Annotated in this window: 22 protein-coding genes; 14 read left to right on the forward strand and 8 right to left on the reverse strand. The window is 38.8% G+C overall.

Annotated features, from left to right (window positions below; all coding sequences use genetic code 11):
• Positions 1–247 precede the first annotated feature (247 nt).
• Positions 248–910, reverse strand: a complete 663-nt coding sequence (locus tag D1B32_RS07370; RefSeq protein ID WP_118889017.1) for a GntR family transcriptional regulator — start codon at positions 908–910, stop codon at positions 248–250.
• 92 nt (positions 911–1,002) lie between these two features.
• Here D1B32_RS07370 and D1B32_RS07375 point away from each other — a divergent pair, with 92 nt between their 5' ends.
• The 7 genes from D1B32_RS07375 (at position 1,003) to D1B32_RS07405 (ending at position 5,630) form a co-directional block, all read left to right on the forward strand.
• Entirely contained in the window at positions 1,003–1,899 is an 897-nt protein-coding gene (locus D1B32_RS07375; protein WP_095307412.1) for a DMT family transporter, read from the forward strand.
• A 244-nt stretch (positions 1,900–2,143) separates the two neighbouring features.
• Positions 2,144–2,374 (forward strand): hypothetical protein, encoded by a 231-nt coding sequence (locus tag D1B32_RS07380; protein WP_118889018.1) that lies wholly within the window; start codon positions 2,144–2,146, stop codon positions 2,372–2,374.
• A gap of 328 nt (positions 2,375–2,702) precedes the next feature.
• Positions 2,703–3,020 (forward strand): hypothetical protein, encoded by a 318-nt coding sequence (locus D1B32_RS07385; RefSeq protein WP_118889019.1) that lies wholly within the window; start codon positions 2,703–2,705, stop codon positions 3,018–3,020.
• A gap of 143 nt (positions 3,021–3,163) precedes the next feature.
• Positions 3,164–4,003 (forward strand): alpha/beta fold hydrolase, encoded by an 840-nt coding sequence (locus D1B32_RS07390; protein WP_118889020.1) that lies wholly within the window; start codon positions 3,164–3,166, stop codon positions 4,001–4,003.
• 36 nt (positions 4,004–4,039) lie between these two features.
• Positions 4,040–4,582: a cysteine hydrolase family protein gene (locus D1B32_RS07395; RefSeq protein WP_118889021.1), complete on the forward strand. Its 543-nt coding sequence runs from the start codon at positions 4,040–4,042 to the stop codon at positions 4,580–4,582.
• A 100-nt stretch (positions 4,583–4,682) separates the two neighbouring features.
• Positions 4,683–5,177 (forward strand): Cys-tRNA(Pro) deacylase, encoded by a 495-nt coding sequence (gene ybaK / locus D1B32_RS07400; RefSeq protein ID WP_118889022.1) that lies wholly within the window; start codon positions 4,683–4,685, stop codon positions 5,175–5,177.
• Positions 5,178–5,441: 264 nt separating this feature from the next.
• Positions 5,442–5,630, forward strand: a complete 189-nt coding sequence (locus D1B32_RS07405; protein ID WP_095307408.1) for a hypothetical protein — start codon at positions 5,442–5,444, stop codon at positions 5,628–5,630.
• A 110-nt stretch (positions 5,631–5,740) separates the two neighbouring features.
• On the opposite strand, the gene D1B32_RS07410 is transcribed toward D1B32_RS07405, so the two are convergent.
• From D1B32_RS07410 to D1B32_RS07435, 6 genes are all read right to left on the reverse strand, one after another.
• Entirely contained in the window at positions 5,741–5,920 is a 180-nt protein-coding gene (locus tag D1B32_RS07410) for a hypothetical protein (protein WP_118889023.1), read from the reverse strand.
• A 111-nt stretch (positions 5,921–6,031) separates the two neighbouring features.
• Positions 6,032–6,487 carry a YndM family protein gene (locus tag D1B32_RS07415; RefSeq protein WP_095307406.1) on the reverse strand — a complete coding sequence of 152 codons (456 nt, stop codon included), beginning with the start codon at positions 6,485–6,487 and terminating at the stop codon, positions 6,032–6,034.
• 144 nt (positions 6,488–6,631) lie between these two features.
• Positions 6,632–8,101: a sodium:solute symporter family protein gene (locus D1B32_RS07420; RefSeq protein ID WP_118889024.1), complete on the reverse strand. Its 1,470-nt coding sequence runs from the start codon at positions 8,099–8,101 to the stop codon at positions 6,632–6,634.
• Positions 8,101–8,286: a hypothetical protein gene (locus tag D1B32_RS07425; RefSeq protein ID WP_095307403.1), complete on the reverse strand. Its 186-nt coding sequence runs from the start codon at positions 8,284–8,286 to the stop codon at positions 8,101–8,103. Before D1B32_RS07425 ends, D1B32_RS07420 begins: the two co-directional genes overlap by 1 nt.
• A gap of 368 nt (positions 8,287–8,654) precedes the next feature.
• Positions 8,655–8,789: a BA3454 family stress response protein gene (locus D1B32_RS07430; RefSeq protein ID WP_095307402.1), complete on the reverse strand. Its 135-nt coding sequence runs from the start codon at positions 8,787–8,789 to the stop codon at positions 8,655–8,657.
• Between the two features lie 276 nt (positions 8,790–9,065).
• The gene (locus tag D1B32_RS07435) at positions 9,066–9,380 is read right to left on the reverse strand and encodes a PepSY domain-containing protein (RefSeq protein WP_095307401.1); all 315 of its coding nucleotides are present in this window, start codon (positions 9,378–9,380) and stop codon (positions 9,066–9,068) included.
• Positions 9,381–9,574: 194 nt separating this feature from the next.
• On the opposite strand from D1B32_RS07435, the gene D1B32_RS07440 reads away from it, so the two are divergent.
• Both D1B32_RS07440 and D1B32_RS07445 read left to right on the forward strand, forming a co-directional pair.
• Positions 9,575–10,639 (forward strand): M42 family metallopeptidase, encoded by a 1,065-nt coding sequence (locus D1B32_RS07440; protein ID WP_118889025.1) that lies wholly within the window; start codon positions 9,575–9,577, stop codon positions 10,637–10,639.
• Between the two features lie 45 nt (positions 10,640–10,684).
• On the forward strand, positions 10,685–11,203 hold the full coding sequence (locus D1B32_RS07445; protein ID WP_118889026.1) for a DUF84 family protein: 519 nt from the start codon (positions 10,685–10,687) through the stop codon (positions 11,201–11,203).
• A gap of 80 nt (positions 11,204–11,283) precedes the next feature.
• Here D1B32_RS07445 and D1B32_RS07450 read toward each other — a convergent pair whose 3' ends face one another.
• Positions 11,284–11,724: a YtoQ family protein gene (locus D1B32_RS07450; protein WP_095307397.1), complete on the reverse strand. Its 441-nt coding sequence runs from the start codon at positions 11,722–11,724 to the stop codon at positions 11,284–11,286.
• A gap of 841 nt (positions 11,725–12,565) precedes the next feature.
• Here D1B32_RS07450 and D1B32_RS07455 point away from each other — a divergent pair.
• The 5 genes from D1B32_RS07455 to D1B32_RS07475 are packed head-to-tail and all read left to right on the forward strand — an operon-like array spanning position 12,566 to position 24,361.
• Entirely contained in the window at positions 12,566–13,351 is a 786-nt protein-coding gene (locus D1B32_RS07455) for a 2,3-dihydro-2,3-dihydroxybenzoate dehydrogenase (protein WP_118889027.1), read from the forward strand.
• 54 nt (positions 13,352–13,405) lie between these two features.
• Entirely contained in the window at positions 13,406–14,581 is a 1,176-nt protein-coding gene (dhbC, locus tag D1B32_RS07460) for an isochorismate synthase DhbC (protein WP_118889145.1), read from the forward strand.
• A gap of 49 nt (positions 14,582–14,630) precedes the next feature.
• A complete protein-coding gene (locus D1B32_RS07465; protein WP_205126978.1) occupies positions 14,631–16,244 on the forward strand; it encodes a (2,3-dihydroxybenzoyl)adenylate synthase in 1,614 nt (537 codons plus the stop codon).
• Between the two features lie 28 nt (positions 16,245–16,272).
• A complete protein-coding gene (locus D1B32_RS07470; RefSeq protein ID WP_095307394.1) occupies positions 16,273–17,184 on the forward strand; it encodes an isochorismatase in 912 nt (303 codons plus the stop codon).
• 22 nt (positions 17,185–17,206) lie between these two features.
• Positions 17,207–24,361 (forward strand): non-ribosomal peptide synthetase, encoded by a 7,155-nt coding sequence (locus D1B32_RS07475; protein WP_118889029.1) that lies wholly within the window; start codon positions 17,207–17,209, stop codon positions 24,359–24,361.
• Positions 24,362–24,370 lie beyond the last annotated feature (9 nt).

The raw sequence follows: 24,370 nt of genomic DNA on the forward strand, positions 1-24,370 counted from the left end.
AAAATTATTGTCTGGTAACTTTAATTTTATCAAAAGGTGTCCTTTTTGTATGCATAAAAAGAGCGGTACTCACCAACTTATTGGCGAGTACCACTCTTTTTAATTACTGGGGTTTTGTCCCAGCCTCTTTATTAGATGTCAAGGATCTTATGTAGTATTCTTAACAAATAATAATAAAAGGTTTATCTCAATATCCTTTAAAGCGAGGTGTGTTCCGACTTATTCATAGTTTGTTTCTCCTCTTAAACTACTTATCTCCAGATAATATGTTTTTAAGGCTATTCAACCAATTATTTTTAAGCGTGTCTACCGCTTCTTCTTTATATTTCTTATTTTCCAACCCATCAATAATCATGTCATGCTCATTAATAGACTTTTGTTTTGGGATGGCATTATGAAAGTAGAATGATTCTATTCTTATTATTTTCTCTTTTAATTTAGTTAATAGCTTTTCAAGCTCTTTATTCTTAGACATTCTAACAATATGCCCATGAAACTCAATATCGTATTGGAGACATTTTTTGGCGTTGCTTTCTTCAATAGCACTCTTATAAAGGTTATTTATTTCTGCAAGCTGCTTCAATTGTGAAGGAGTGGTGTGAATGAATGCTTCTTGTAGTGCAAGTGATTCCAGAGCAATAACTATGCTATAAGTTTCTTTAACCTCCGTAATGTTAATAGGTGCAACCATGGTGAAACTATTCGGTTTGCTAACAATAAAACCCTCATCCTCTAACCTTAACATAGCCTCTCTTATTGGTGTCCGGCTTATACCTAATTGCTCTGATAATTCCTTATCCTTAATCTTCATCTCAGGTTTTAATTCACCAGATATAATGGCATCTTTAATGATTTCATAAGCATTATTACGCATCGATACACGATTAATTTTATTCCCTTTTAAATTCATTTTATCACCTGCAAAAAAGTATTTACTTTTTGATATTTAATATGTAATATATCAGTTATGATGAGTTTATTCAAGTCTGGAGGGGGATTTATATGAAGCCGAAAAACATAAATGTTTTACTTGTTATTACAATTGTTTGTATTTCTTTATCAGCTATTTTCGTTAAATTATCTAATGCACCTTCTACCATTATGGTTATGTATCGGATGTTTTTAGGATGTCTGTTATTATTGCCGTTTGTTCTAAAGTATAGAAAAACACTAAAACAGATTACAAGAAAAGAATGGCTTGCTATTATCTTCGCGGGTATGTTTTTAGCTGGTCATTTTGGATTGTGGTTTGAATCACTTAATCATACATCTGTTGCAAGTTCTACTTTGATTTTAGCCTTACAGCCAGCGATAGCACTAATTGGAGGGCTTATTTTCTTTAAAGAAAAAATACATTTACGTACACTTTTAACTTTGGGCATTGCTTTTTTTGGAGTTGCTATTGTTGGAGGAGGTAACCTTGGATTAGGCAGAGATGTATTATTTGGAAATATATTATCACTACTATCTGTTTTTTCTGTAGTATTTTATCTGTTAATTGGTCAAAGAAACGTGAAATCACTTAATCATTGGGTTTACAGCTTTCTAGTTTTCTTTTTTGCGGGTACAACCATGATTATTTTTAATATCATTGGTGAAATTCCTCTTAACGGTTATTCAGCTAATGATTGGATGGTATTTATATTACTTGCCATTTTTCCAACTGGGGCACATATCATATATAACTTATTGTTGAATTATGTAAATACAACCACTGTATCTATGAGTACTTTAGGTGAACCTATCGGTGCTTCATTATTAGCTATTGTTTTCTTGAATGAAATGTTAACATTTGTAGAGATATTTGGTGGCTCTTTAATCATTATTGGGATTTATCTGTTCTTAAAATGGCAAAGTGGTACAAACAAGGTCTTATCAAAACAAGCAAAAAATGCTTAATGACTGATTAATCCCACAGATAAGAATTTGAATATTAAAAGAGCATAATTTAAAAGTTGATTAGACATTTTGGGTTAATAACCTTTTTTTTTGGTTTTTTAAGGATTCGTATTAAGTTATTAAAATAACAGGAATCCTTATCAAGAAACTCGAGCGACTATTCAATTTACGTTGATCGGATGTTTTTACCATGGTAAAAAAGGGCAGTTTATTTGGGAGGTAATTGGAAAGGATATGATTTTACATGAGATTATACGATAAGCCGATTAAAGCATATTTACATAACGATTTAAGTGCTGTTGAGGAACATGGTAGGCAACTCATATACTTTTTTGAAAAGGGGTACGTGACAGTTCTTGGTGAATTTGAATGTGAGAAATATATTGGAAAAACAGCTTATATTATTTTTAATCAGGAGGATGTTATATCTGTTGGTAAAGGAATGCAGCGATTTGTTGATGGCGAGGACAAATAAATCGTTCGTACTGCATGATGATAGGACTCTTCTTGAAGTCATTGGTGAAAGTGTTAAGTAAGGCGATCATTAATTTGGTCGTCCTTTTTTTAGGGTGTATTAATTGAATATTATGGTATTATTTAAGAAGGAGATATTGCTTAAGCGGCAAAGTAGCTAAAGAGTCCAATTGGATTGTGTTCAACAATCGAGCCATGCTGTTAAAGACCTAGCAATAACGAATAAGCAAATATTGGGATTGACTACTAGCATCTTTTTCTTTGACGAAGGTACAGGTTTGTTCTGCGGTATTAGAAAATTAAAAAGTTTTAAACGAGGGAGTTTGAAAATGGAAAATGAAGAAGTAAAAATGTTAAAAAGGGAACTGCACAAAGAAATTATTGTTTTGAAAAACGAACAAAAATCATTCAAGCGACGTGTCAGCACTATTGCAAACATAATTATTCCTGGAATTGGATTTGTCTTCTATGGTAGCTCTTTTTTAAAAGCTCTTATCTTTTTTCTTCTTTTCTTCTCCTATAACATTATATATTTTAATAATCTTTACCCTCTAATTGGTGGTATAGGTATTGCTATCATATATTATATTCCAGCAGTAATAATTTGGTTTGTCAGTACAATAATGGTCGCCAGTCTGGATGATTGAATTTTTCACGGGTGGGTGCATTCTGATTATCTTTACAATAATCCGGCAAGATTGGTGAAGTAAATTTAGAGAAGGTGCGCCTTTTAATTAATAAAACAGAAAGTAATTGTTTGAAAACACAGACGAGAAACGAGGTAGGTATGGTGTGGAAACAGAGCTTTATTGAGACAAGCCGAGGAAGATTTGAATATTTTCAAAAGGGAAACGGAGAGCCACTATGTGTAACTCACCTGTATAGCGAATATAATACAAATGGAAATACATTTGCCCAACCATTTACGGATCACTATACGGTTTATTTAGTGAATTTGAAAGGATGCGGTAACTCGGTGAAAGCAGTGCATGAATCAGAGTATCGTATGTCTGAAACGGTTAAGGATTTAGAGGCAATTCGGGAAGCATTAAACATTGCGAAATGGGGATTTGCAGGGCATTCAACAGGAGGAATGCTTGCATTAATGTATGGAGCAACAGCACAGGAGAGCCTAACAAAAATAATTGGCGGAGGGCTATGCGCATCAGCTGCATATATGGATCACCCAGGAAGTATCTATTGTAAAGAGAATCCGAATAACGCTCGTATAATTGAAATTTTACGCTTGCTTGATTCACCAACAACCCCGATTGAAGAAAGAAGAGCATTAAATAAAGAGTGGTTTTTAATGTCTATCTTCGACTGCGAACAGTACGAAGAAATTATAAATCGTCCAAACAGTGGAAAAGTGGTCAGTCCACGTCTCAACTATTTTTCATACCAAGAATTGAAAACCTACGACGTCAGACCCTTGTTACCTAGTATTCAAATTCCTGCATCTATTTATTGCGGGCTTTATGATGCGCAATGTCCGCATGTTTTTTCAAAAGAAGCAGCAGATTTAATGCCAAATGCAAGTATGACAAATTTTGAGAGAAGCAATCATAATCCATTTGTAGAAGAGGAAGAGTCGTTTGTTCAGTTTGTTCAAAGTACGGTAAGCAATTAGGTTAACTATTTAGAATATAAATTAGGTGGTGTAATAATGAGAGCTCTGCTCGTAATCGACGTGCAACATGCTATTGTAGAATGTAAAGATTTCCAGCAAGAACTGAACAATATAGAATCTATTATTCGTGATTTTAAAGAAAATGAGGAGCCCATAATTTTTATAAGACATTTAGAAGGTGATGAAAAAAGTCCATTTTATAGGGAATCCCCAAGCTCAGAATTGCATCATGCTTTAAAAAAATATGCAGATATTGTAATTGAAAAGAAGACCCCAAGTTCCTTTTTTCAGACAAATCTGAGTGAAAAGTTAGATCAACTCGGAGTAAATCATCTCTTTATAACAGGATTCGAAACAGAATTTTGCTGTCAATTTACTGCAATCGCTGCTTATGACAGAGGCTATCGGGTAACGTTTATTGAAGATGCAACTGGGACGGTTAATGACGAAGCTACTTATGAAATGAAAGGATTGGATATAAGAGATTTCGTTGGAACTGTATTGCATTGGTCAACTGTTATAGAAGTACTCGACCAAGAGGAGTATGTGGGGAAGTATCAATCTTCAACCAAAGCTTAAAAGATAGAACCTGTACGTGAATGGGCAGTTTCCTATAGGGAACTATCAGATTTATGATAAGATGATTGTATACAAAATCGTTAAAGAAGGTCACTACCCAATGAAGAAAAAAAAGATACAAAAAACGAATGCCATCCGCTTGTTGGATAAAGAAAAAATTGACTATACCATTTATGAATATCCGTGGAACGAGGAGCAGTTAGATGCTCGGACTGCTGCGGAAAAAGTAGGTATGCAACTTGATAAAATATATAAAACCTTAGTGACAGTCGGTGATAAGACTGGTGTGACGATAGCCTGTATCCCAGCTGAAAATGAACTCGATTTAAAAGCATTAGCAAAAGTAAGTGACAACAAAAAGATGGAAATGCTACCGATGAAGGATTTAGAAAAAACAACAGGCTATATACGTGGTGGCTGCTCACCGATTGGAATGAAAAAAAGTTTTTCAACGTATCTTGCTGCTGAAGCTAAAACGATGGGAAGAATCGTTGTCTCAGCTGGAAAAAGAGGGATGCAAATCGAATTAGCACCATTTGATTTGATAACTGTAACAAAAGCAGCCTATGCAGAAATTGCTTCAAGAAATAGTTAAATAATTTATTACCTTAGGAATCAATTCACCCTATAAGTGGATTGATTTTTTTCCTATTACCTAGTTATCTCCTTTAACTTCTCTAAAAGAAAAAACATTGCATCTACATCATACACCTTTCAACACAACCTAGAAAAAATTCGTAATGAGACAACCTTGCACTTTCATACACTATAATTGGAGTTTTTTTCGTGATTCACCGGTATGATTCACCATTCTTAAGGAAAGAATAATTTAATATACACAAAGAGAGGGAAATGAGTTATGAACCAGTATTTAACACATACGGAATTAGAGAACTTACATTATTTGATAGGTGAACATCAGAAAATTGCCAATCAGTTAGAAGTGCTTGCACAAACTTCAGCAAACCCTAAAATCAAATCGAACCTGAAAATAGCTGCAGAATCTGCGAAAGCAGCACATAATCAATTGTTATCATCTTTTCGTTAATGAGCCTGAGTATAAACTACTCGGGTTTCTTTATTTACCGATTCAAATCAGGATATGATGTTATCATTTAAAAAACCTGTCTCACTGATCCGCGAGACAGGTTTTCCGTATTAACGATTGTTGTTGTTATTGTTTCTGTTACGTTTATTATTGTTATCGTTGTTGTTATTGTTGTTATCTAAATCATCTAGAAATTCGTTCGCGAACTCAACGTTATTAACTTCCTGGTTATTATTGTTATGATTGTTGTTATTGTTGTTTCTATTGCGGTTGTTCTGTCTGTTATTCATGTTATTCCTCCTAGGATTTGTTTGTAAAAACAATTCACTACATCATAAAGTGGCTTTTACAATCCATATTGTGTACCATTTTAAAAAAAATACTCCTACAAATACAAAATATTATTTTTCATCTTGATTTGTTGGATCATTTGGTTTATCTAACTCCGAACTAAACTCTGTTTGGAAATATCGTTTTGGAAGGTAAACAACTTTGTTCTCCGTATTTTTTAAATTTCGTAACACTTCTCGCCTCATATATTGATGGAAAAATACTTCCCCAACGGTGATGACGGCGGCAGTTATAAATGCTGCTGAACCAATTGGAACGGATGCGTTAAAGAGCATATTTCCAATAAAGAGCACAACTACCCATGCAAGGATAAAATCGCTGATTAATGCCATGCTTTTTTCAATCAATGGTATAACAAACACATCACCAAGAAAAGCCAGTCCAGTAAGAAGCACACTTGTTGTTATTACTCCTGCAAAAGAAACATTGAAAAAGAGTCCAAGCACAATGCTTACAATGACAGTTGTTAAAATAAATTTAATGATTAACGGTTTGATATATTTCATAGAATCCGCATCCTCTCTATAGTGAACATACTTTTTATAGGTTATCCCATTCTAAGAGAAGTCATTCATTGGAAAATAAACATGGTTAGTTAACTATTCATGACAATAAAAAAGACCCCTTCAAAATTGAAGGGACCCAACTTCCTAGCTTTCTTTTTTTAATGCTTGGCGGATATAGGTAAGAAATTCATTTGCTTTTGCTTCGGGAGCTTTTGTTAGTAAACTAACTCCAATAAAAAGAATCGTTGAAATTCCAATTCCCCAAAGTCCCGAGGCAAGTCCAAATGGTTTCACTTGGAAAAACTCGAGAAGAATAACAATAATCCCAGCAACTAAAACACTGGAAAGAACACCTGCTGCACTTCCTCTTTTCCAAAAGAAGGTTCCAATGATTGCTGGTACAACTACAATTAATCCAGCCGAGGAAGCTACAGAAAGCACTGCAATTAAATTCAGTTGCATTTCAGCAAAAAGATAGGCAAGGAGAGCGATGATTGGAATAACAATTTTTCCAACTCGAAGCTGTAATCTGTCACTCGTATTCTTTTTGATATTTCCATAAACATCCTTAGCAAAAAGGGATGATAACGTTAATAAAATCGAATCGATTGTTGAAATTGCCGCCGCCATGATCCCAACCATGACGATAACCCCAAGGACAGGAGGTACTAATTCTGAAGAAAGCACCAATGGTGTTGCAAGATCGGCGTTTTCTAAGTTAGGAAACATGATTGCAGCAGAGTAGCCCCAGATAATAGCAACAAAGGTATAAATAAAACCAAATACAAGAAAGCCCATCAGCATATTTTTTAAGCTTTTTAAGGATGCTGGCATATACAAACGTTGACTGACTTGTGGATTGGAAAGACTAAAGAAGAACCAAGGAATCGTTAATCCTAGAAATGTAAGAAAACTAAAAAATCCGTTACCTGGAACCGTTAATAATTCAGGTTGCGTCGTTTCAATCGTTTCAAAGAATGTAGTAAACCCACCTAATCCGTTCACAAGAATAAGTACAACCACTGTAGAGCTAACAATCATAAACAATGCTTGAAGGGAGTCTGTCCATGCTACAGAACGAATACCGGCAATGTATGTAAAAACAATCGCAAGTAGTGTAGCAATAAGGACACCTGTCGTATAAGGAATAGCATTATTCGTAACACCTTGCAATAAGTAACCGACACCTGAAAGCTGAACAGCACTGTACGGTATAAGAAACAAACAGTTTGTAACCGCAACAACAATTGCAACATATTTATTATCATAACGATCACCAAGCATTTCAGATGGTGTCACATACCCATACTTTTTTCCCACCACCCAAAATCGAGGACCAAAGAAGGCAACTAATGAAACACCCATCAAGTATATTAGTTCAAACCCGAGTGCTCCTACACCACCACTATAGGTTAGACCAGCTAGCCCCACGAGCATAAATGCACTGTAAGTGGTAGCGCTGTAGCTAAGTGCTGAGACAAATCCACCCATTTTTCGGTCGCCGAGAAAATAGCTCTCCATATTATGCTGTTTGCCCGTTCTGGATAGAAATGCAATAACGAGGGCCAGCAAGACGTAAATCGAAATAGCCCACCAAACAAGAGAAGTTGTCATTATTTTTTACCCCAATTCTTTGTCAAGAAATAATTCATGATAATTGTAATAAGTGCCAAAGCAATCCATAACAAGAAGCTTCCATACCATTTTGTAACATTCGCGAGCACGGTATAGGGAAGGATAAATGCTAGTAAAACAATAACCAAGATAAGTAATGCCCATGTTAACTCATTTGTTTTCATCAAATACCTCCGAAACATGTAATCAATAATCTATTTTGCCACTGAAAGATAAGGTCATCCGTAAATCGTTTACAAATTGTCGTTGTCTAATTAAAGCATGAATATGATATTTAATGTGAAAAAATTCACATTAAAAGGACTACTTAGTATAAATTTTGGACAAACCTCCTATATCAACATTTAAAATATATAAGAATTATCATAGCAAATAGATTTAATTTTTGCCATATTTTATTTGAATTTATAATAGGTTTTATTTAAGTGGATATTGGAGTTGGGGGGGAGAATCTTGAAATAATTATACAATAGACGATCTATGGAGGAAATTAAAAAAAGCAGGTATCGTTAACAGATGCCTACTTATGAAATCATTCTTTCCATTGCTGTTCAATTTGTGAAATAGCTATTTGCAATATTTCTTCATCACTTGTATCGTTTGTTGTGATTACATTCGTGTTGTAGAGCTTACCGTCATAGTCGATGGTAAGATTAATTTGAATCATTTTGTGTCCTCCTGTCAAAAAAATGAAATTAATGTCGAATTGACTAAATATTATATCAATTACATTTATTATACGATAAGTTTACCTGTTTGTATAGGTAATTGCCTGCAATTTTACAAAAACTTAGTATGGAATTAATATGAACGTTTGCTAGTTAGACTGTGACTAGTCCGGGGAGGGGAATTGATGCAATGGCTTTAAGCGGTAAAGATAACTTGAAGACAATAAAAGCTACCTTAAAAGTAATTATCTTCTAAAGTAGCTTTTGTTGTCTTCTTATACAGTTTGTTTCGTGTCGATAATCCCACCAGTTTCTACATCTACATAAAATTCATATTGCTTATTTTCACCATCGATATTACGGGTAATGCCGCCGCGATAGGCATTATAAAGAAGGCCATTACGTTCGACTTCCTCTGGTTTCATATAAATCCATGATCCACTAATTGGCCCTTTGCGTTTAAACATTTCTTTTGCATGATTTAAAGCTTTCTCTGGAGTTACTTTTTGATAGTGGTTGACTTGTTCCCTTGCCAAGTATCCGATTGCAAAACCGAATGCAGCGGCAAGAATCACTTTTCTTCTGCTCAATACGTTCACCTCTTGAAAAAGATTAGTAGACTGTATATGAAGTGCGTGTTGAACACCTCTATTATGTGCAAGTATACAGGATTATCGCATAAAATGAAAACGATAGTGCGTGATAAGTGGAAAGTTTTCGACGGTTTCAGTTATACTAAAATTGGATGTTCTAAATCGTTTTTACCTATTTGGAGGGAAATAAGATGAAACAAGTTACACTTGAGCTATTTAAAAATCTGACAGAGCTGCAAGGTGCGCCGGGGAATGAGCATCTTGTCCGTTCTTTTATGAAAAAAGAATTAGAAAAGTATGCAGATGAGATCATTCAGGATAACCTTGGTGGCGTTTTTGGTGTAAAGCATGGAGAAGGACCGCGCGTTATGGTGGCAGGCCATATGGATGAAGTTGGCTTTATGGTGACGCAAATAACAGACAATGGTATGCTTCGCTTTCAACCACTTGGTGGCTGGTGGAATCAAGTAATGCTTGCGCAGCGTGTCCAAGTAATGACGAAAAACGGTCCTGTAATTGGTGTGATTGGTTCAATCCCGCCACATCTTTTAACAGAGGCACAACGTAAGAAGCCGATGGAAATTAAGAATATGCTCATTGATATCGGTGCAGATGATCGGGAGGATGTAGAGAAGATTGGCGTACGTCCAGGAGATTCCATCGTCCCAATCACACCTTTTGAGCCGATGGCAAACAATAAAAAAATTCTTGCTAAAGCTTGGGACAACCGCTACGGCTGTGGGCTTGCTATCGAATTAATGAAGGAATTACAACATGACACATTGCCAAACCAATTGTATTCTGGTGCAACTGTACAAGAAGAAGTTGGGTTACGCGGAGCACAAGTAGCAGCGAATATGATTGGACCAGATATCTATTATGCACTGGATGCTTCACCAGCAAATGATGCATCAGGCGATAAAAAAGCGTTTGGTCAATTAGGCAAAGGCGCATTGCTTCGTATTTTTGACCGGACGATGATTACACATCGCGGTATGCGTGAATTTGTTTTGGATACGGCAGAGTCGAACAACATTCCATATCAATATTTTATTTCGCAAGGTGGAACAGATGCCGGGCGTGTACACCTGTCTGGTGATGGTGTGCCGTCAGCAGTTATTGGAATCTGTTCACGTTACATTCATACGTCTGCATCCATCATTCATGTAGACGATTATGCAGCAGCGAAAGAATTGTTAGTGAAGCTAGTTAAAACGACAGACCAAAACATGCTTGAAGTAATAAGAAAGGCGTAAAGGAGTTTCGAGTTTATTGTTTATACAAGCACGAGGTGAATGAAAATGAAGATTATAATTGGTTCAAAAAACCCAACGAAAATTAATGCAGTTTCCGAAGTTTTTCCAGATGCTTCGATAACTGCTTTCAATGCAAGTTCTGGCGTATCGAAACAGCCATTTTCAGACGAAGAAACAATGCTTGGAGCAGTAAATCGAGCAACGCAATGTGCGGAAGTTGAAGACATAGCAATTGGCATCGGACTAGAGGGCGGTGTCATGTACGTCGACAGCAGGTTATATCTATGTAATTGGGGCGCACTTGTTACACCAGAGGGCCAGATATTTACGGCTAGTGGTGCTCGAGTTGCTTTACCAAAAGAACTAGAAGCTGGATTGCGTGATGGTGCAGAGCTAGGCGATCTAATGGATCGCTATGCAGAAAAGCAAGCAGTACGGACTCGAGAAGGAGCGATTGGAATTTTCACGAATGATCTGGTATCGCGACAGGAAATGTTCGTGCATGTTGTGAAGCTGTTACGCGGTCAATGGGAATACTGGAGTGAAAAAAATAACCGAAAGTAAGGGAGACCCCTTGCTTTCGGTTATTTCGTTCGGAGCGCAGTCGGTACATCGCTAATCAGGCACTTGCGCTTTTGTTCTTCTTATTCATAAATATATGCTAATACCTCTAATGCCTGATCGACTGTTTCTACTGTAACATTCGCTTTATTGGAAAGCTCTTTCAACGGATGAATTAAAGATTCTGGACGAATAATAATAGTTGGTTTATTCATTGCAATGGCAGCACTTGCGTCCATTGCAGTGTTCCATTGCTTATACTGCTCTCCAAATAGCGCAATCACAACATCCGATTTCTGCATTAATACTTGTGTACGGAAGTTATTTACACTGGAAGCGGCGTCGTCTTTATACAACTTGCCAGGCTGTTCACCTAAAATATCCTCTCCAATATCATCCGAACGGTCATGATTGGTTTGTGGTGCAACAAATTTTAATGGAAGATCTCGTTCCTTTGCTTTTTGTTGTACCTCATCACGCCAATCTGTATGAATTTGCCCCGCTAAATATACAGTTAGTTCCATTTTTATCCCTCCCAAGATTGATTCTACTATTAATAGTAACGAATTTTAAACTGATTGCAAAGAAATCGCTGTTGAAATTTTATTTTCCAGAAGTAATTCTCCTATCGGATAAACTATTACGCGTTTCTCGCAATGCAAACCTTGAATAGCAGTGCCAGCAATGATAATTTCAGGGAATCCGAAATCAAGAACTCTGCTTCTGGGAATGAAAATATATTCCATGCTGTTATGCCTAGTGCAATGTGATTAACAGCATCTTTCTTAAAGTGTATATATACCCTTTTTTTATGAAATAAATTCTTCACGAAAATTGTTAACAACAAAATATGGGGTCTCGCAAATTTCAGGTAGTCTTTGAAAATAAGCCCTAAATTACTAAAAAAAAATTCATTCATGTCTTAAGGCTGGTTTTGTTTTATTACACATAATCAATTTTACTTATCCATTAATAAATGACCTTTATAGTACTCGAAAAAATAAAGCATTACCTTAGCAATAGGAACAGAAGAGCAAATAACATAAACGATGGAAAAACACTTGATTTTTAAAATTTTCAAGCCTATCATATATCTTTAGTTGATATTGATAATCATTTTCAATTGTGTTTTATTGTAAAAGTACAATATTTTACGTTTTTAAAAAGTGATAAACAAAGAAAAAACTATGTATTTATACTTAAGAAATACAGGTGTAGTACAAAATTACCAAATGATAAAAAATTAAGAAAAATAGTTGATTTTCACGTTAATAGCGTCTATGATGGGTGTCAACGATTGATAATGAAAATCATTCTCAATTATTTTTTTTCACCCAGAACCAATTATTCGAAAGGAATGGTGCTATGAATGTGAGTGAAATCAATGGGAAAATTGCTGTCGTTACTGGGGCGGCAGGAGGGATGGGACAAATTATTTCCGAGAAGCTTGCTGAGAATGGTGCAGTAATTGCGGCTATCGATACAAATAGTCAAGTACTGAAAAAGTGCGTAAAAGAATTGCAGGATAAAGGCTATCAGGCTACAGGTTTTTCAATAGATATCAGCAATTTAGATGCTGTTGAGGAAGTTGTTGCTTTTATTGAATCCGATGTCGGACCTATCGAGGTCCTAGTAAATGCGGCTGGTATGCTGCGATTAGGAGAGATCGATGTGCTCGATAAAGAAGATTGGAATGCAAGCTTTGCTGTCAATGCTACCGGCGTGTTTCATGTATCAAGTTCTGTTTCTAGGCGCATGATCCCTCGTAAAAGTGGAGCCATCATTACGGTAAGCTCTAATGCGGCTCATATGCCAAGAATGGCAATGGCTGCATATGGAGCTTCTAAAGCGGCCGCAACAATGTTTACAAAATGTATGGGACTAGAGCTCGCCCAGTATAACATTCGCTGTAATGTTATTTCTCCCGGTTCCACGGAAACAAGTATGCTGAAAAAACTTTGGAAAGATGAACACGGTGCCCAAAAAACGATAGAAGGCCAATCTGAGGCATACCGAGTTGGAATTCCTCTGGGTAAGCTAGGCAAACCAAAGGATATTGCTGAAACGGTACTATTTTTAGTTTCCGATCATGCATCCCATATAACCATGCACGATATGGTTATCGATGGAGGAGCTACTTTAGGCATATAACATGGAGGAGGTAATTAGAAAGTGAGTAAAACAAGTGTTGCAAAACATAAATCGATGCTAGATGAGTATGCAGCAGGAGATTTCTTCCTAGCATCGCCAAATCAAACGATGGTAGGAAAAGGTATATTTTCAGTTATTGAGAAGGCAATGGAAACTGAAAATCAATTATTTAGCCTACCATCACGTGTAGAGGCTGCTCTCAATCAAGCGAAGCAGGCTGGACACCCTTATCCTGTTGCTGTGGGAGCAGTACCTTTTGATTACTCGGAAGATTCGGAAATAATTATTCCTGAGAAAGTGGATGTTTCCGAGCCTTTAGATATAGACGAAGAACAGCAGGAATCTTTATTCGACATGTATCCATATGAAATGCAGCCTATACCAGAACCAGAGGAATATATGAATGGTGTTAACCAGGGGTTGAAGAAGATTGCAACAGGACATATCGACAAGATTGTTGTTTCCAGGGCTTTGCATTTTAGCACAGTGGAGCAGGTTGATGTTAACCAGCTTTTAAGAAATCTGGCGCTACATAATAAGCAAGGGTATACATTTGCAGTCGATTTAACGGATGAAAAACCGACCAGAAAACAAAAGGAATCTAAAGGAAAACGTACGCTAGTTGGCGCAAGCCCAGAACTGCTTGTATCCAAATGCGGACATACTGTATTTGCAAATCCCCTTGCAGGTTCCCGTCCTCGCAGTGATGATTCAGTCGAAGATCAAAGGCGGGCCAAGGAGCTGCTAGATTCGGAAAAAGACTTATATGAGCATGCTGTCGTAGTTGACATGGTGAAGGAAGCACTTGCTCCTTTCTGTGAAACAATGGAAGTGCCAGAGTCACCGTCCTTAGTGAAGACAGAAGCAATGTGGCATCTCTCGACAGAGATACGTGGAACTTTAAAACAGCTCGAAACATCTTCGCTGGAACTCGCTATTGCACTGCATCCGACACCAGCTGTTTGTGGTTATCCAACAGCATTAGCTCGTGAAGCTATCTATGAGATAGAGCCATTTGACCGAGGTCTCTTTACCGGAATGGTCGGTTGGTGTGATGAAAACGGGGATGGAGAATGGATTGTAACAATACGCTGTGCCGAAGTAAAGGAACGTTCTATACGGCTGTTTGCAGGTGCGGGAGTGGTAGCTGGTTCAAAAGCAGAAGAAGAATTGAACGAGACTTCAGCCAAGTTTCGAACGATGCTCCAGGCAATGGGTATAAAAGACTGATAGAAGTTTTGCAGGAAACTATAAACGAATGAGCAGGGAGGAAACTATTTTGTTAGATGGATGTCAACCTTGGCCCCATGAAATTGCCGCATTTTACCGTGATACAGATTGCTGGCGGGGTGAAACATTTGGGCAAATATTGCGTGATAGAGCCGCTATGTATAGTGAGAATATTGCTTTAACGTATGGTGAAGAGCATGTGAGCTATAAAACATTGGATGAGAGAGTAGATCAATTAGCTGCAGGATTTCAGCGAATAGGATTAAAAAAAGAAGACCGTGTTGTCGTTCAATTACCAAATACAATTGCATTTTTTGAGGTTTGTTTTGCATTGTTTAGGCTGGGTGTATTGCCAGTGTTTTCACTTCCGACGCATCGATATAGTGAGATCCAATATTTCTGCGCATTTTCGGAAGCGAAGGCGTATATTATGCCAGATCATTTCAATGGCTATAATTATTTCGACATGGCTCGGGAAGTACGTGAAAATACACCTTCCTTGCAGCATGTTATTACACTTGGTGAATCAGAGGATTTTATGAAATTAGCCGATTTATATATCGATGATCAATATATACAGCCTGAAGTATCACCTAGTGACATTGCTTTTCTACAGCTTTCAGGAGGAAGCACAGGGCTTTCTAAACTGATACCGAGAACACATGATGAATATATTTATAGCTTGCGCAGGAGCAATGAAATATGCGACCTAAACGAGCAGAGCGTCTATTTGGCCGTTTTGCCGATTGCGCATAATTATCCGTTAAGTTCACCGGGGGTGCTTGGCGCACTTTATGCTGGTGCCAGGATTGTTCTTTCATCTGGTCCGAGTCCAGATGAAGCCTTTCCACTGATTGAAAAAGAGAAAGTAAGTATTACAGCATTGGTTCCGCCACTAGCAATTATTTGGCTGGAAGCTGTCAAAACACGTTCTTGCGATTTCTCCAGTCTTCAGGTTATTCAAGTCGGTGGTGCACATTTCAGTTCAGAAACTGCTAAAAGAATTCAGCCAGCATTTGATTGCAAATTGCAGCAGGTTTATGGGATGGCTGAAGGTTTAGTGAATTATACCAGATTAGATGATCCCGATGAAATTGTCATCCATACCCAAGGGCGTCCGATGTCCCCTTACGATGAAATCCGGATTGTTGACGAGGAAGATCGTGAAGTAGCACAAGGAGAAGCCGGAGAATTGTTAACTCGTGGCCCATATACAATCCGGGGATATTATAAAGCAGATCACCATAATGCAAAAGCATTTACTTCAGATGGGTTTTACCGTACAGGGGATTTAGTGAGTTTAAATGAAGCAGGATATATCGTTATGGAAGGCCGAGTCAAAGATCAAATTAACCGTGGTGGTGAAAAAATAGCAGCAGAAGAAGTGGAAGATCATCTGATTGCACATCGTCATGTATTAGATGTCGCGATTGTCTCCATGCCTGATAAATTTCTCGGTGAGCGGTCTTGTGCATTTATTATCCCATTTGAGCAAACACCGTCTGCCGCTGAAATAAAGGCGTTTCTGCAAAAGAGAGGGATTGCAACTTATAAAATTCCTGATCGAATCGAGATCGTTAATTCCTTTCCGCAAACACCTTTCGGGAAAGTCAGTAAAAAAGCTTTACGTAAGATGATTACAGAAAAATTAGCAAATGTATAAAATCAAAAATATGAAAGGAAGTGTTTTAATGGGTATTCCTAAGATTCCATCTTATTCAATGCCGAATGTATCGGATTTTCCAGAAAATAAAGTTTCATGGCAGGTGGACCCGGACAGGGCTGTTCTGCTTATTCATGATATGCAAGATTACTTTTTAAATTTTTATGACAGAGGTCAATCACCGGTGACGGAGCTGGTAGACCATATTGAATTACTGAAAGCACAATGTAAAAAACAATCTATTCCAGTAGTTTATACAGCACAGCCAGGTGATCAGAATCCTGAGGATAGGGCACTGCTAACAGATTTCTGGGGTGAAGGGCTTTCGGATGATCCAGCGCAGACTAGCATCATTGATGCACTCACACCCGAGGAAAATGATTTAATGCTTACGAAATGGCGGTATAGTGCATTTAAAAGATCAGACTTTCTGGATATTATACAGAAACAAGGGCGTGACCAGTTAATTATTTGTGGTGTTTATGCACATATCGGGTGTCTTCTAACTGCTGCTGAAGCATTTATGTATGATATACAGCCTTTCTTTGTTGCTGATGCAGTTGCAGACTTTTCATTGGATGAGCATAAAATGGCGATCGAATATGCAACAAAACGATGTGCAGCTACAACTTCTACTGCTGACATACTGCGAGAATTGCAAGTGATTGAGGGGAGCAATACAAAGGAAGAAACAGACATGACAGGATCATTTACTTTTGAAGCAATGCGCCAACAAGTTGCCGAACTTCTGGATTTGGAGGCTGAAGAACTTTCAGATACTGATGATCTGTTCGATTTAGGGCTTGATTCCATTCGGCTGATGAGTTTGGTTGAATCGTGGAGACAAAACGGATTAGAAGTTAATTTTATCAGGTTGGCAGAAAAAGGTAACTTATCAGCATGGTGGAATTTAATCGATAGGGTAAGTGACAAGGTATAAATGAAAAAGGAGGTTCAAAGATATGCCTAGATCGATAGTGGCGCACCATTCATTGACTGGTGCTCAGGCCGGTATTTGGTATGCACAACAACTGGAACCAGAGAATCCTATTTATAATACGGCTGAATATGTTGAGATTAACGGTAGTCTACAGCTTGAACACTTTGAAAAAGCACTACGGCAGGCAATCGAAGAGGCAGATTCGCTACATACCAGGTTTGGAGAGAGTGAAGACGGTCCATGGCAGGAAGTTCGTGAACAGAGAGATTTTTCCTTTCATTTTATAGATGTAAGTGGGGAGAAAAATCCGCGACAAGCTGCTGAAAGTTGGATGAAGGTCGACCTTGCTGAAGCAATTGATCTGACGCAAGATTTGCTGTTTAAGCAAGCCTTATTTAAGGTGAGTTCGGATCAGTATTTCTGGTATCAGCGTATTCACCATATTGCTGCGGATGCATATGGGTTTGCGCTCATCGCACAGCGAGTGGCAGATATTTATACATCACTTGTATATCGCCATCCTGCTGTAGACAAGCTGGGGTCATATCAAGATGTGTTAGAGGAAAATGAGGCATATCTAACTTCAGAGAAATACATGCATGATCGCACTTTCTGGATGAACCGTTTTAGCGATCAACCCGACGTAGTAAGTTTCGCAGATACTTCGTCGCGATTATCAAACCAGATCATCTATCAGACAGGCTATGTACCAACTGATACAGTGGATCAATTGAAACAAATGGCCAATAGAGGAAGTTTGTATGAAGTAATTGTTGCGGCTGTAGCTGTTTATATGCAGCGTTTAACGAGTGCTGAAGATGTTGTTCTCTGTTTACCGATGATGTGCCGTATGGGCACATCATCGGTAAAGGTACCTGCAATGGTAATGAATTTGCTGCCATTACGTCTTGCGGTGCGTCCAGGTATGACTTTTTCAGAATTAATGCAGCACGTGCAGCGAGAAATGCATGAAGTTCGTTTGCATCAGAATTACCGACATGAAACATTACGGCGAGACCTGAAATTGGTGGGTGGAAATCAGCGATTATTCGGTCCGCAAATTAATATGATGCCGTTTGATTATGAATTAAATTTTGCTGGAAGTATAGGGAAAACGCATAAGCTTCATACAGGACCAGTCGATGATCTTTCTCTAAATATTTATGATCAGCGTGATGGCAAAGGGCTAAGAGTCGATCTTAACGCGAATGCAGATATTTATAGTGAACAGGAAATAGAACTTCATCTCGGGCGTCTTTTACATGTAATAGAAAATATTGCAATGACAGAAGCAGATGTGAACGTTTCGAAAATGAATGTCCTTTTACCAGAGGAAAAAGATAATGTCTTATACAGATGGAATCGTACTTCGTTAGAGCAAGAGCAAGTAACTGTACAGGAAATGTTCGTAAGACAGGCGATATCTACACCGAAGTCTCAAGCGTTGATATTTAATGAAAAGACGCTTACGTATTCTGCATTGAATGAGAAAGTTAATTGTCTTGCCCACTTACTAAAAGAACATGGGCTGGGACCTGAGAAATTTGCTGTATTAGCACTGCCGCGATCAGAAGATATGGTTATTGCCATCTTAGCTGTTCTAAAAACGGGAGCAGCCTATTTACCGATTGATCCGGATTACCCATCTGATCGTATTGCTTATATGCTGGATGATGCCAAGCCTATGTGTATACTGACACATCAGTCAATACAGTATGGTTTGCCAGAAAGTGAAGTTCCGAATCTCGTGTTAGATGATTTAGTTGTTCAGGAAAGGTTAGCTGCCTATGCTAATATCGATTTTCCTTGCGTACCAATAGCACCTCAACGGCCAGCATATATGATCTATACATCTGGTTCGACTGGTCGGCCGAAAGGGGTTGTTGTGACCGCGGAAGCCTTAATGAATTTCCTTCATTCGATGCAAAACAGATTTAAATTAGGGGAGGAGGATCGACTTTTAGCTGTTACAACAATCGCTTTTGATATATCGGCACTGGAAATGTTTCTCCCGCTTATTAGCGGATCAAGTTGTGTTATTGCAGAAAAGGACATAGTTAAAGATCCCGTTTTATTAGCGCATCTTATTGAAGAAAGCAGTATTTCTGTCATGCAGGCAACACCAACTCATTGGCATGCCCTCGTCTCGTCATTCCCGCAAAAATTACGGGGACTACGGGTGCTTGTCGGTGGAGAGGCGCTTACAGCTAATCTAGCAGAAGCACTTAATGAACTTGATTGTGAAGTAACAAACCTTTATGGACCGACAGAAACAACGATATGGTCTACAGCGATGACCCTTAATCCGAAGCAAACAGGTATTCCTTCCATTGGGTGCCCGATTGGAAATACACAGGTATTTGTGCTGGATTCCAGCTTGCAGCCTGTGCCCCCTGGAATGAGCGGAGATTTATATATAGCTGGAAAAGGACTGGCACGAGGATATTTTAACAGACCTGATTTAACTTCGATAAGCTTCATTGCCAACCCATATGGGTCACCAGGAGATCGAATGTATCGGACTGGCGATGTTGTCCGTTGGGGAGCAGATGGCAGGCTTGAATATATAGGTAGATCAGATCATCAGATTAAAATCAGAGGTTTTAGAATAGAGCTCGGGGAAATTGAGACTTTTCTTGCAAAAGACTGCACTGTTAATCAGGTAGTAGCTGTCGTTCGGGAGGATCAGTTAGGGGATAAACGCTTAATTGCTTATCTTGTACCAGAAACAGGGGAAGAAATTGATCTAACTGAACTTCGCCAATCTGCACGAAATAAGCTGCCTGCCCATATGGTTCCTTCCGCATTTGTTATATTAGATGCCTTGCCATTAACGCCTAATAAGAAAATTGATCGAAAAGCGTTACCGGAACCGGATATCATGAAAGGCGATCAAAGCCGAGAACCAAGAACCCCACAAGAAGAAATATTATGTGATCTTTATAAACAAGTTCTAGGTGTTTCGCAAATAGGCATTGATGATAGTTTCTTTGATCTTGGTGGACATTCGCTGCTCGCTGCCCAGTTAGTTAATCGAATTCGTGAAGTGTTTGAGGTTGAGATCGGCATTGGAAAAATTTTTGAGACTCCGACTGTTGCAACTCTTGTTAAGCAGCTGGACAAGGGTAAGCAAGTAAGACCACCTATTGAGAAGGCAGAAGCTCAAGAAATGATTCCATTATCATTCGCGCAACGACGTTTATGGTTCCTATACCAGCTGGAAGGTCCTAGTCCAACTTATAATATCCCAGTTGTCGTTCATTTAAAAGGAACATTAAATTACGATGCATTACGGGATGCGCTGGTGGATGTGGTTGAGCGACATCAATCCTTAAGAACAATTTTTCCGGAAGAAGCAGGGGCCTCCCAGCAACTGATATTGGATACCGAGGCGGCCAAACCTGTACTGCATGTGCATCAAATTGAAGAAGTGAAATTAAATGATCAATTGAACAAAGCTGTAAGGTATTGCTTTAACTTGGCAGAGGAGCCAGCATTTCGGGTTGAACTTTTTGAAGTAGAAGCGGATAAGTATGTGCTTCTCCTATTACTACATCACATTGTGGGTGACGGATGGTCGCTCACACCATTAACAGAGGATCTAAAGCGGGCATATGTCAGTCGTTGTCAAGAAGAAGCTCCAAAATGGACAGCATTACCCGTGCAGTATACAGACTATGCGCTTTGGCAAGAAAAACTGCTAGATAACAAACAGGATACCAAAACTTTAGCTGATGAACAGCTTGCTTACTGGCAAGAAACATTAGCAGACTTGCCTGACTACCTAGAATTACCGACAGACTATTCCCGCCCATTGGAGTCTAGCTATCAGGGAGAGACATACCAATTTACGATTCGTCCGGAACTGCATCAGCAGTTGCTGGATATCGCTGCACAAAACGGGGTCAGTTTATTTATGACATTACAAGCAGGGCTGACAGCATTGCTGACAAGACTGGGAGCAGGAACGGATATACCTTTAGGGAGCCCTGTAGCAGGAAGAAATGATGATACGCTAACCGACCTTGTTGGTTTATTTATAAACACATTGGTATTGCGTACAGACACATCCGGTAATCCAAGTTTCCGGGAATTGCTCGACAGAGTGAGAACGGTCAATATCAATGCTTATGAAAACCAAGATCTACCGTTTGAAAGATTAGTAGAGGTACTAAATCCAGTTCGTTCGAGATCAAAGCATCCATTATTTCAAATTATGCTCGCACTACAAAATACAACTGCTCCAGACCTGAATTTACCTGATCTAGAGAGTGATTTATCGATTTATAGTGTAGGGGCAGCTAAGTTTGATTTTACGTTAGAGTTTCGTGAACGTTTTAATGACATTGGAAATGCAGATGGTTTAGATGGTTTCCTGGAATTTAGTACGGATCTTTTTACGGAAGAAACGATCGTATTGATGGTAAGACTGCTTATCCTGTTATTGGAATCAGCTGTGAAGGATCAGGGGCAACCGATTGGGCGTCTTGAAATATTGGAACAGGAAGAAAAGCAAAAGTTGCTTACACTTGGAAGTGTGAAGGAAGGTATGCAAGAGCTGTCCTTACCATCACTATTTGAAAAGCAAGCGATGTTTCATCCAGAAAACATTGCACTCGTAATTGAAAACGAAAAAATGAGTTACCAAACATTGAATCAGAAAGCGAATCAGCTTGCACATTTATTAATAGCTGAAGGTGTTGGCCCGGAGCAGTTTGTCGCACTTGCTCTACCAAGGTCATTTGAAATGATAATCGGTTTATTAGGGATATTGAAGGCTGGAGCAGGTTATGTACCGCTCGATCCGAATTATCCAAGTGAACGTATCGCATTTATGCTAGAAGATGTAGAGCCAAAGTTTATCATTACAAATGAAGCATATGCTGCCAAACTTCCGGAAACGGATGTGACTCCAAGTATTGTCTTGGACAAAAAAGAAATTGTAGAAAAGTTAAATGAAAATAAGGTTACAAATCCGACAGATCATGAACGAGTCCAGCCGTTGATGCCGCTTCATCCAGCTTACATTATTTATACTTCCGGCTCAACGGGTCTTCCAAAAGGGGTTGTTATTCCTCACCAAAATGTTCATCGTTTGCTTACAGCAACTGATCAATGGTTCCAATTTAGAGCAGATGATGTATGGACACTGTTTCACTCTTATGCATTCGACTTTTCTGTTTGGGAAATGTGGGGTGCTCTATTGTATGGAGGTCGTCTTGTCATTGTACCGCATACGATTAGCCGTTCACCTGCTGACTTTCTGCAGTTACTTGTTCAAGAAGGAGTTACCGTATTAAATCAGACACCTTCCGCATTTTATCAGTTAATGCAGGCAGATCGGGAACAGGAAGTAATCGGGCAGAATCTAGTATTAAGGTATGTCATTTTCGGAGGGGAAGCACTCGAATTAAGTCGATTGGACGATTGGTATGAAAGACATGCTGATGATACACCGAAGCTAATCAATATGTATGGTATTACAGAAACAACTGTTCATGTTACGTACATGGAGCTTAGCAAGAGAACACTTTCAGCACGAGCAGCTAGTATCATTGGCCAAGGTATACCGGATCTTGATGTATTTGTATTGGATAATTTTCTCCAGCCGGTTCCATTAGGTGTCGTAGGGGAATTGTATATATCCGGTCCTGGATTAGCGAGAGGTTATTTTGGCCGAGCCGATCTGACTGCAGGTCGCTTTGTAGCTAACCCCTATGGGGAAAGAGGTGCAAGAATGTATCGCACCGGGGATTTAGCTTGTTGGAAAGACTACGGGGTCCTGGATTATTTAGGCAGAGCCGACCAGCAGGTTAAAATAAGAGGATTCAGAATTGAATTAGGAGAGATTGAACATGTGCTTTCTGAACATCCTCAAGTAGAGCAAGCAACCGTGATAAGCAGGGAAGATCAACCGGGTGATCAACGGCTTATAGCTTATGTTGTCTTAAAGAGAAACGAAAATGGAGAGCATGTTGATTTACGGCATTGGGTTGCGAAACATTTGCCTGATTATATGGTTCCATCAGCGTTTGCAGTGATCGGCGAATTTCCATTAACACCTAATGGCAAACTCGATTACAAGGCATTGCCTCAACCTGACTATACAGCAGAAATGAACGGACGTGGGCCAAGAACACCACAAGAAGAAGTCCTTTGTAACCTATTTATGGAAGTACTTGAAGTGCCATATGTAGGGATCGATGATGAGTTTTTCCATCTTGGTGGTCATTCTCTGCTTGCTGTACAGTTGATGACGCGAATTAAAGAAACGTTCGGCATAGAGCTTAGTATTGGTAATCTCTTTGAATCTCCGACTGTTGCAGGGCTTGCTGAACGATTGGAAATTGGTGATGATCATAATGCACTTAACGTGTTGCTGCCACTGCGTAGAAGCGGAAGTCTTCCACCGATATTCTGCGTACATCCTGCAGGAGGGCTTAGTTGGTGCTATGCGGGGCTGATCAAAGCATTAAAGAAGGATTTTCCGATATACGGCTTACAGGCACGAGGAATTTCGGAGCCAGGCAACTATCCGAAGTCATTGGATGAAATGGCTGCAGATTATATTGAGCAGATACAACGTGTTCAGCCTGAGGGTCCTTATCATTTGATTGGATGGTCATTAGGTGGAAATGTTGTTCAAGCAATGGCCACAAAACTTCAACAACAAGGGGAGGAGGTTGCACTTGTCGCTATGCTGGATGCATATCCAAATCATTTTCTGCCGATAAACAATATGCCTGACGAATCAGAAGCACAGATTGCTTTACTTGCCTTGGGAGGATATGATCCTGAAAGTTTTGGGGAGAAGCCATTGGAATTGGAGCATGTAATTGAGTTGCTTAAGAAAGACGGTAGTGCATTAGCAAGCCTTGATGATGCTGTGATTATGAACTTGAAGAAAACATATGTACAGTCTGTACATATTTTGAGCCAATCAGAACCGGAACTATTTGTTGGTGATATTCTCTTTTTCCGGTCAACTATTATTCCAGAGTGGTTTGAGCCGATACATGTCAACGCATGGGAACCTTATGTTCATGGGACCCTTGAAGCGTATGATATTCATTGCCGTCATAAGGATATGTGTCAGCCGGAACCGTTGGCGGAAATCGGAGAAATTATTTCTGAAAAGCTAAACAGTATGTATCGACGTATCTTAATAGATTCATAGAGGAGAGAT

Source organism: Oceanobacillus profundus (assembly GCF_003515705.1).
Lineage (GTDB): Bacteria > Bacillota > Bacilli > Bacillales > Amphibacillaceae > Oceanobacillus > Oceanobacillus profundus.

What these genes read in the sequence shown, in the direction of transcription:
- D1B32_RS07440 (WP_118889025.1), top strand. Translation starts at nt 9,575, where the DNA reads ATGAAACAAGTTACACTTGAGCTATTTAAAAATCTGACAGAGCTGCAA.
- D1B32_RS07420 (WP_118889024.1), bottom strand. Translation starts at nt 8,101, where the DNA reads ATGACAACTTCTCTTGTTTGGTGGGCTATTTCGATTTACGTCTTGCTG.
- D1B32_RS07470 (WP_095307394.1), top strand. Translation starts at nt 16,273, where the DNA reads ATGGGTATTCCTAAGATTCCATCTTATTCAATGCCGAATGTATCGGAT.
- D1B32_RS07395 (WP_118889021.1), top strand. Translation starts at nt 4,040, where the DNA reads ATGAGAGCTCTGCTCGTAATCGACGTGCAACATGCTATTGTAGAATGT.
- D1B32_RS07375 (WP_095307412.1), top strand. Translation starts at nt 1,003, where the DNA reads ATGAAGCCGAAAAACATAAATGTTTTACTTGTTATTACAATTGTTTGT.
- D1B32_RS07430 (WP_095307402.1), bottom strand. Translation starts at nt 8,789, where the DNA reads ATGATTCAAATTAATCTTACCATCGACTATGACGGTAAGCTCTACAAC.
- D1B32_RS07410 (WP_118889023.1), bottom strand. Translation starts at nt 5,920, where the DNA reads ATGAATAACAGACAGAACAACCGCAATAGAAACAACAATAACAACAAT.
- D1B32_RS07415 (WP_095307406.1), bottom strand. Translation starts at nt 6,487, where the DNA reads ATGAAATATATCAAACCGTTAATCATTAAATTTATTTTAACAACTGTC.
- D1B32_RS07425 (WP_095307403.1), bottom strand. Translation starts at nt 8,286, where the DNA reads ATGAAAACAAATGAGTTAACATGGGCATTACTTATCTTGGTTATTGTT.
- D1B32_RS07380 (WP_118889018.1), top strand. Translation starts at nt 2,144, where the DNA reads ATGAGATTATACGATAAGCCGATTAAAGCATATTTACATAACGATTTA.
- D1B32_RS07445 (WP_118889026.1), top strand. Translation starts at nt 10,685, where the DNA reads ATGAAGATTATAATTGGTTCAAAAAACCCAACGAAAATTAATGCAGTT.
- D1B32_RS07450 (WP_095307397.1), bottom strand. Translation starts at nt 11,724, where the DNA reads ATGGAACTAACTGTATATTTAGCGGGGCAAATTCATACAGATTGGCGT.
- D1B32_RS07385 (WP_118889019.1), top strand. Translation starts at nt 2,703, where the DNA reads ATGGAAAATGAAGAAGTAAAAATGTTAAAAAGGGAACTGCACAAAGAA.
- D1B32_RS07455 (WP_118889027.1), top strand. Translation starts at nt 12,566, where the DNA reads ATGAATGTGAGTGAAATCAATGGGAAAATTGCTGTCGTTACTGGGGCG.
- D1B32_RS07370 (WP_118889017.1), bottom strand. Translation starts at nt 910, where the DNA reads ATGAATTTAAAAGGGAATAAAATTAATCGTGTATCGATGCGTAATAAT.
- D1B32_RS07405 (WP_095307408.1), top strand. Translation starts at nt 5,442, where the DNA reads ATGAACCAGTATTTAACACATACGGAATTAGAGAACTTACATTATTTG.
- D1B32_RS07475 (WP_118889029.1), top strand. Translation starts at nt 17,207, where the DNA reads ATGCCTAGATCGATAGTGGCGCACCATTCATTGACTGGTGCTCAGGCC.
- ybaK (WP_118889022.1), top strand. Translation starts at nt 4,683, where the DNA reads ATGAAGAAAAAAAAGATACAAAAAACGAATGCCATCCGCTTGTTGGAT.
- dhbC (WP_118889145.1), top strand. Translation starts at nt 13,406, where the DNA reads ATGCTAGATGAGTATGCAGCAGGAGATTTCTTCCTAGCATCGCCAAAT.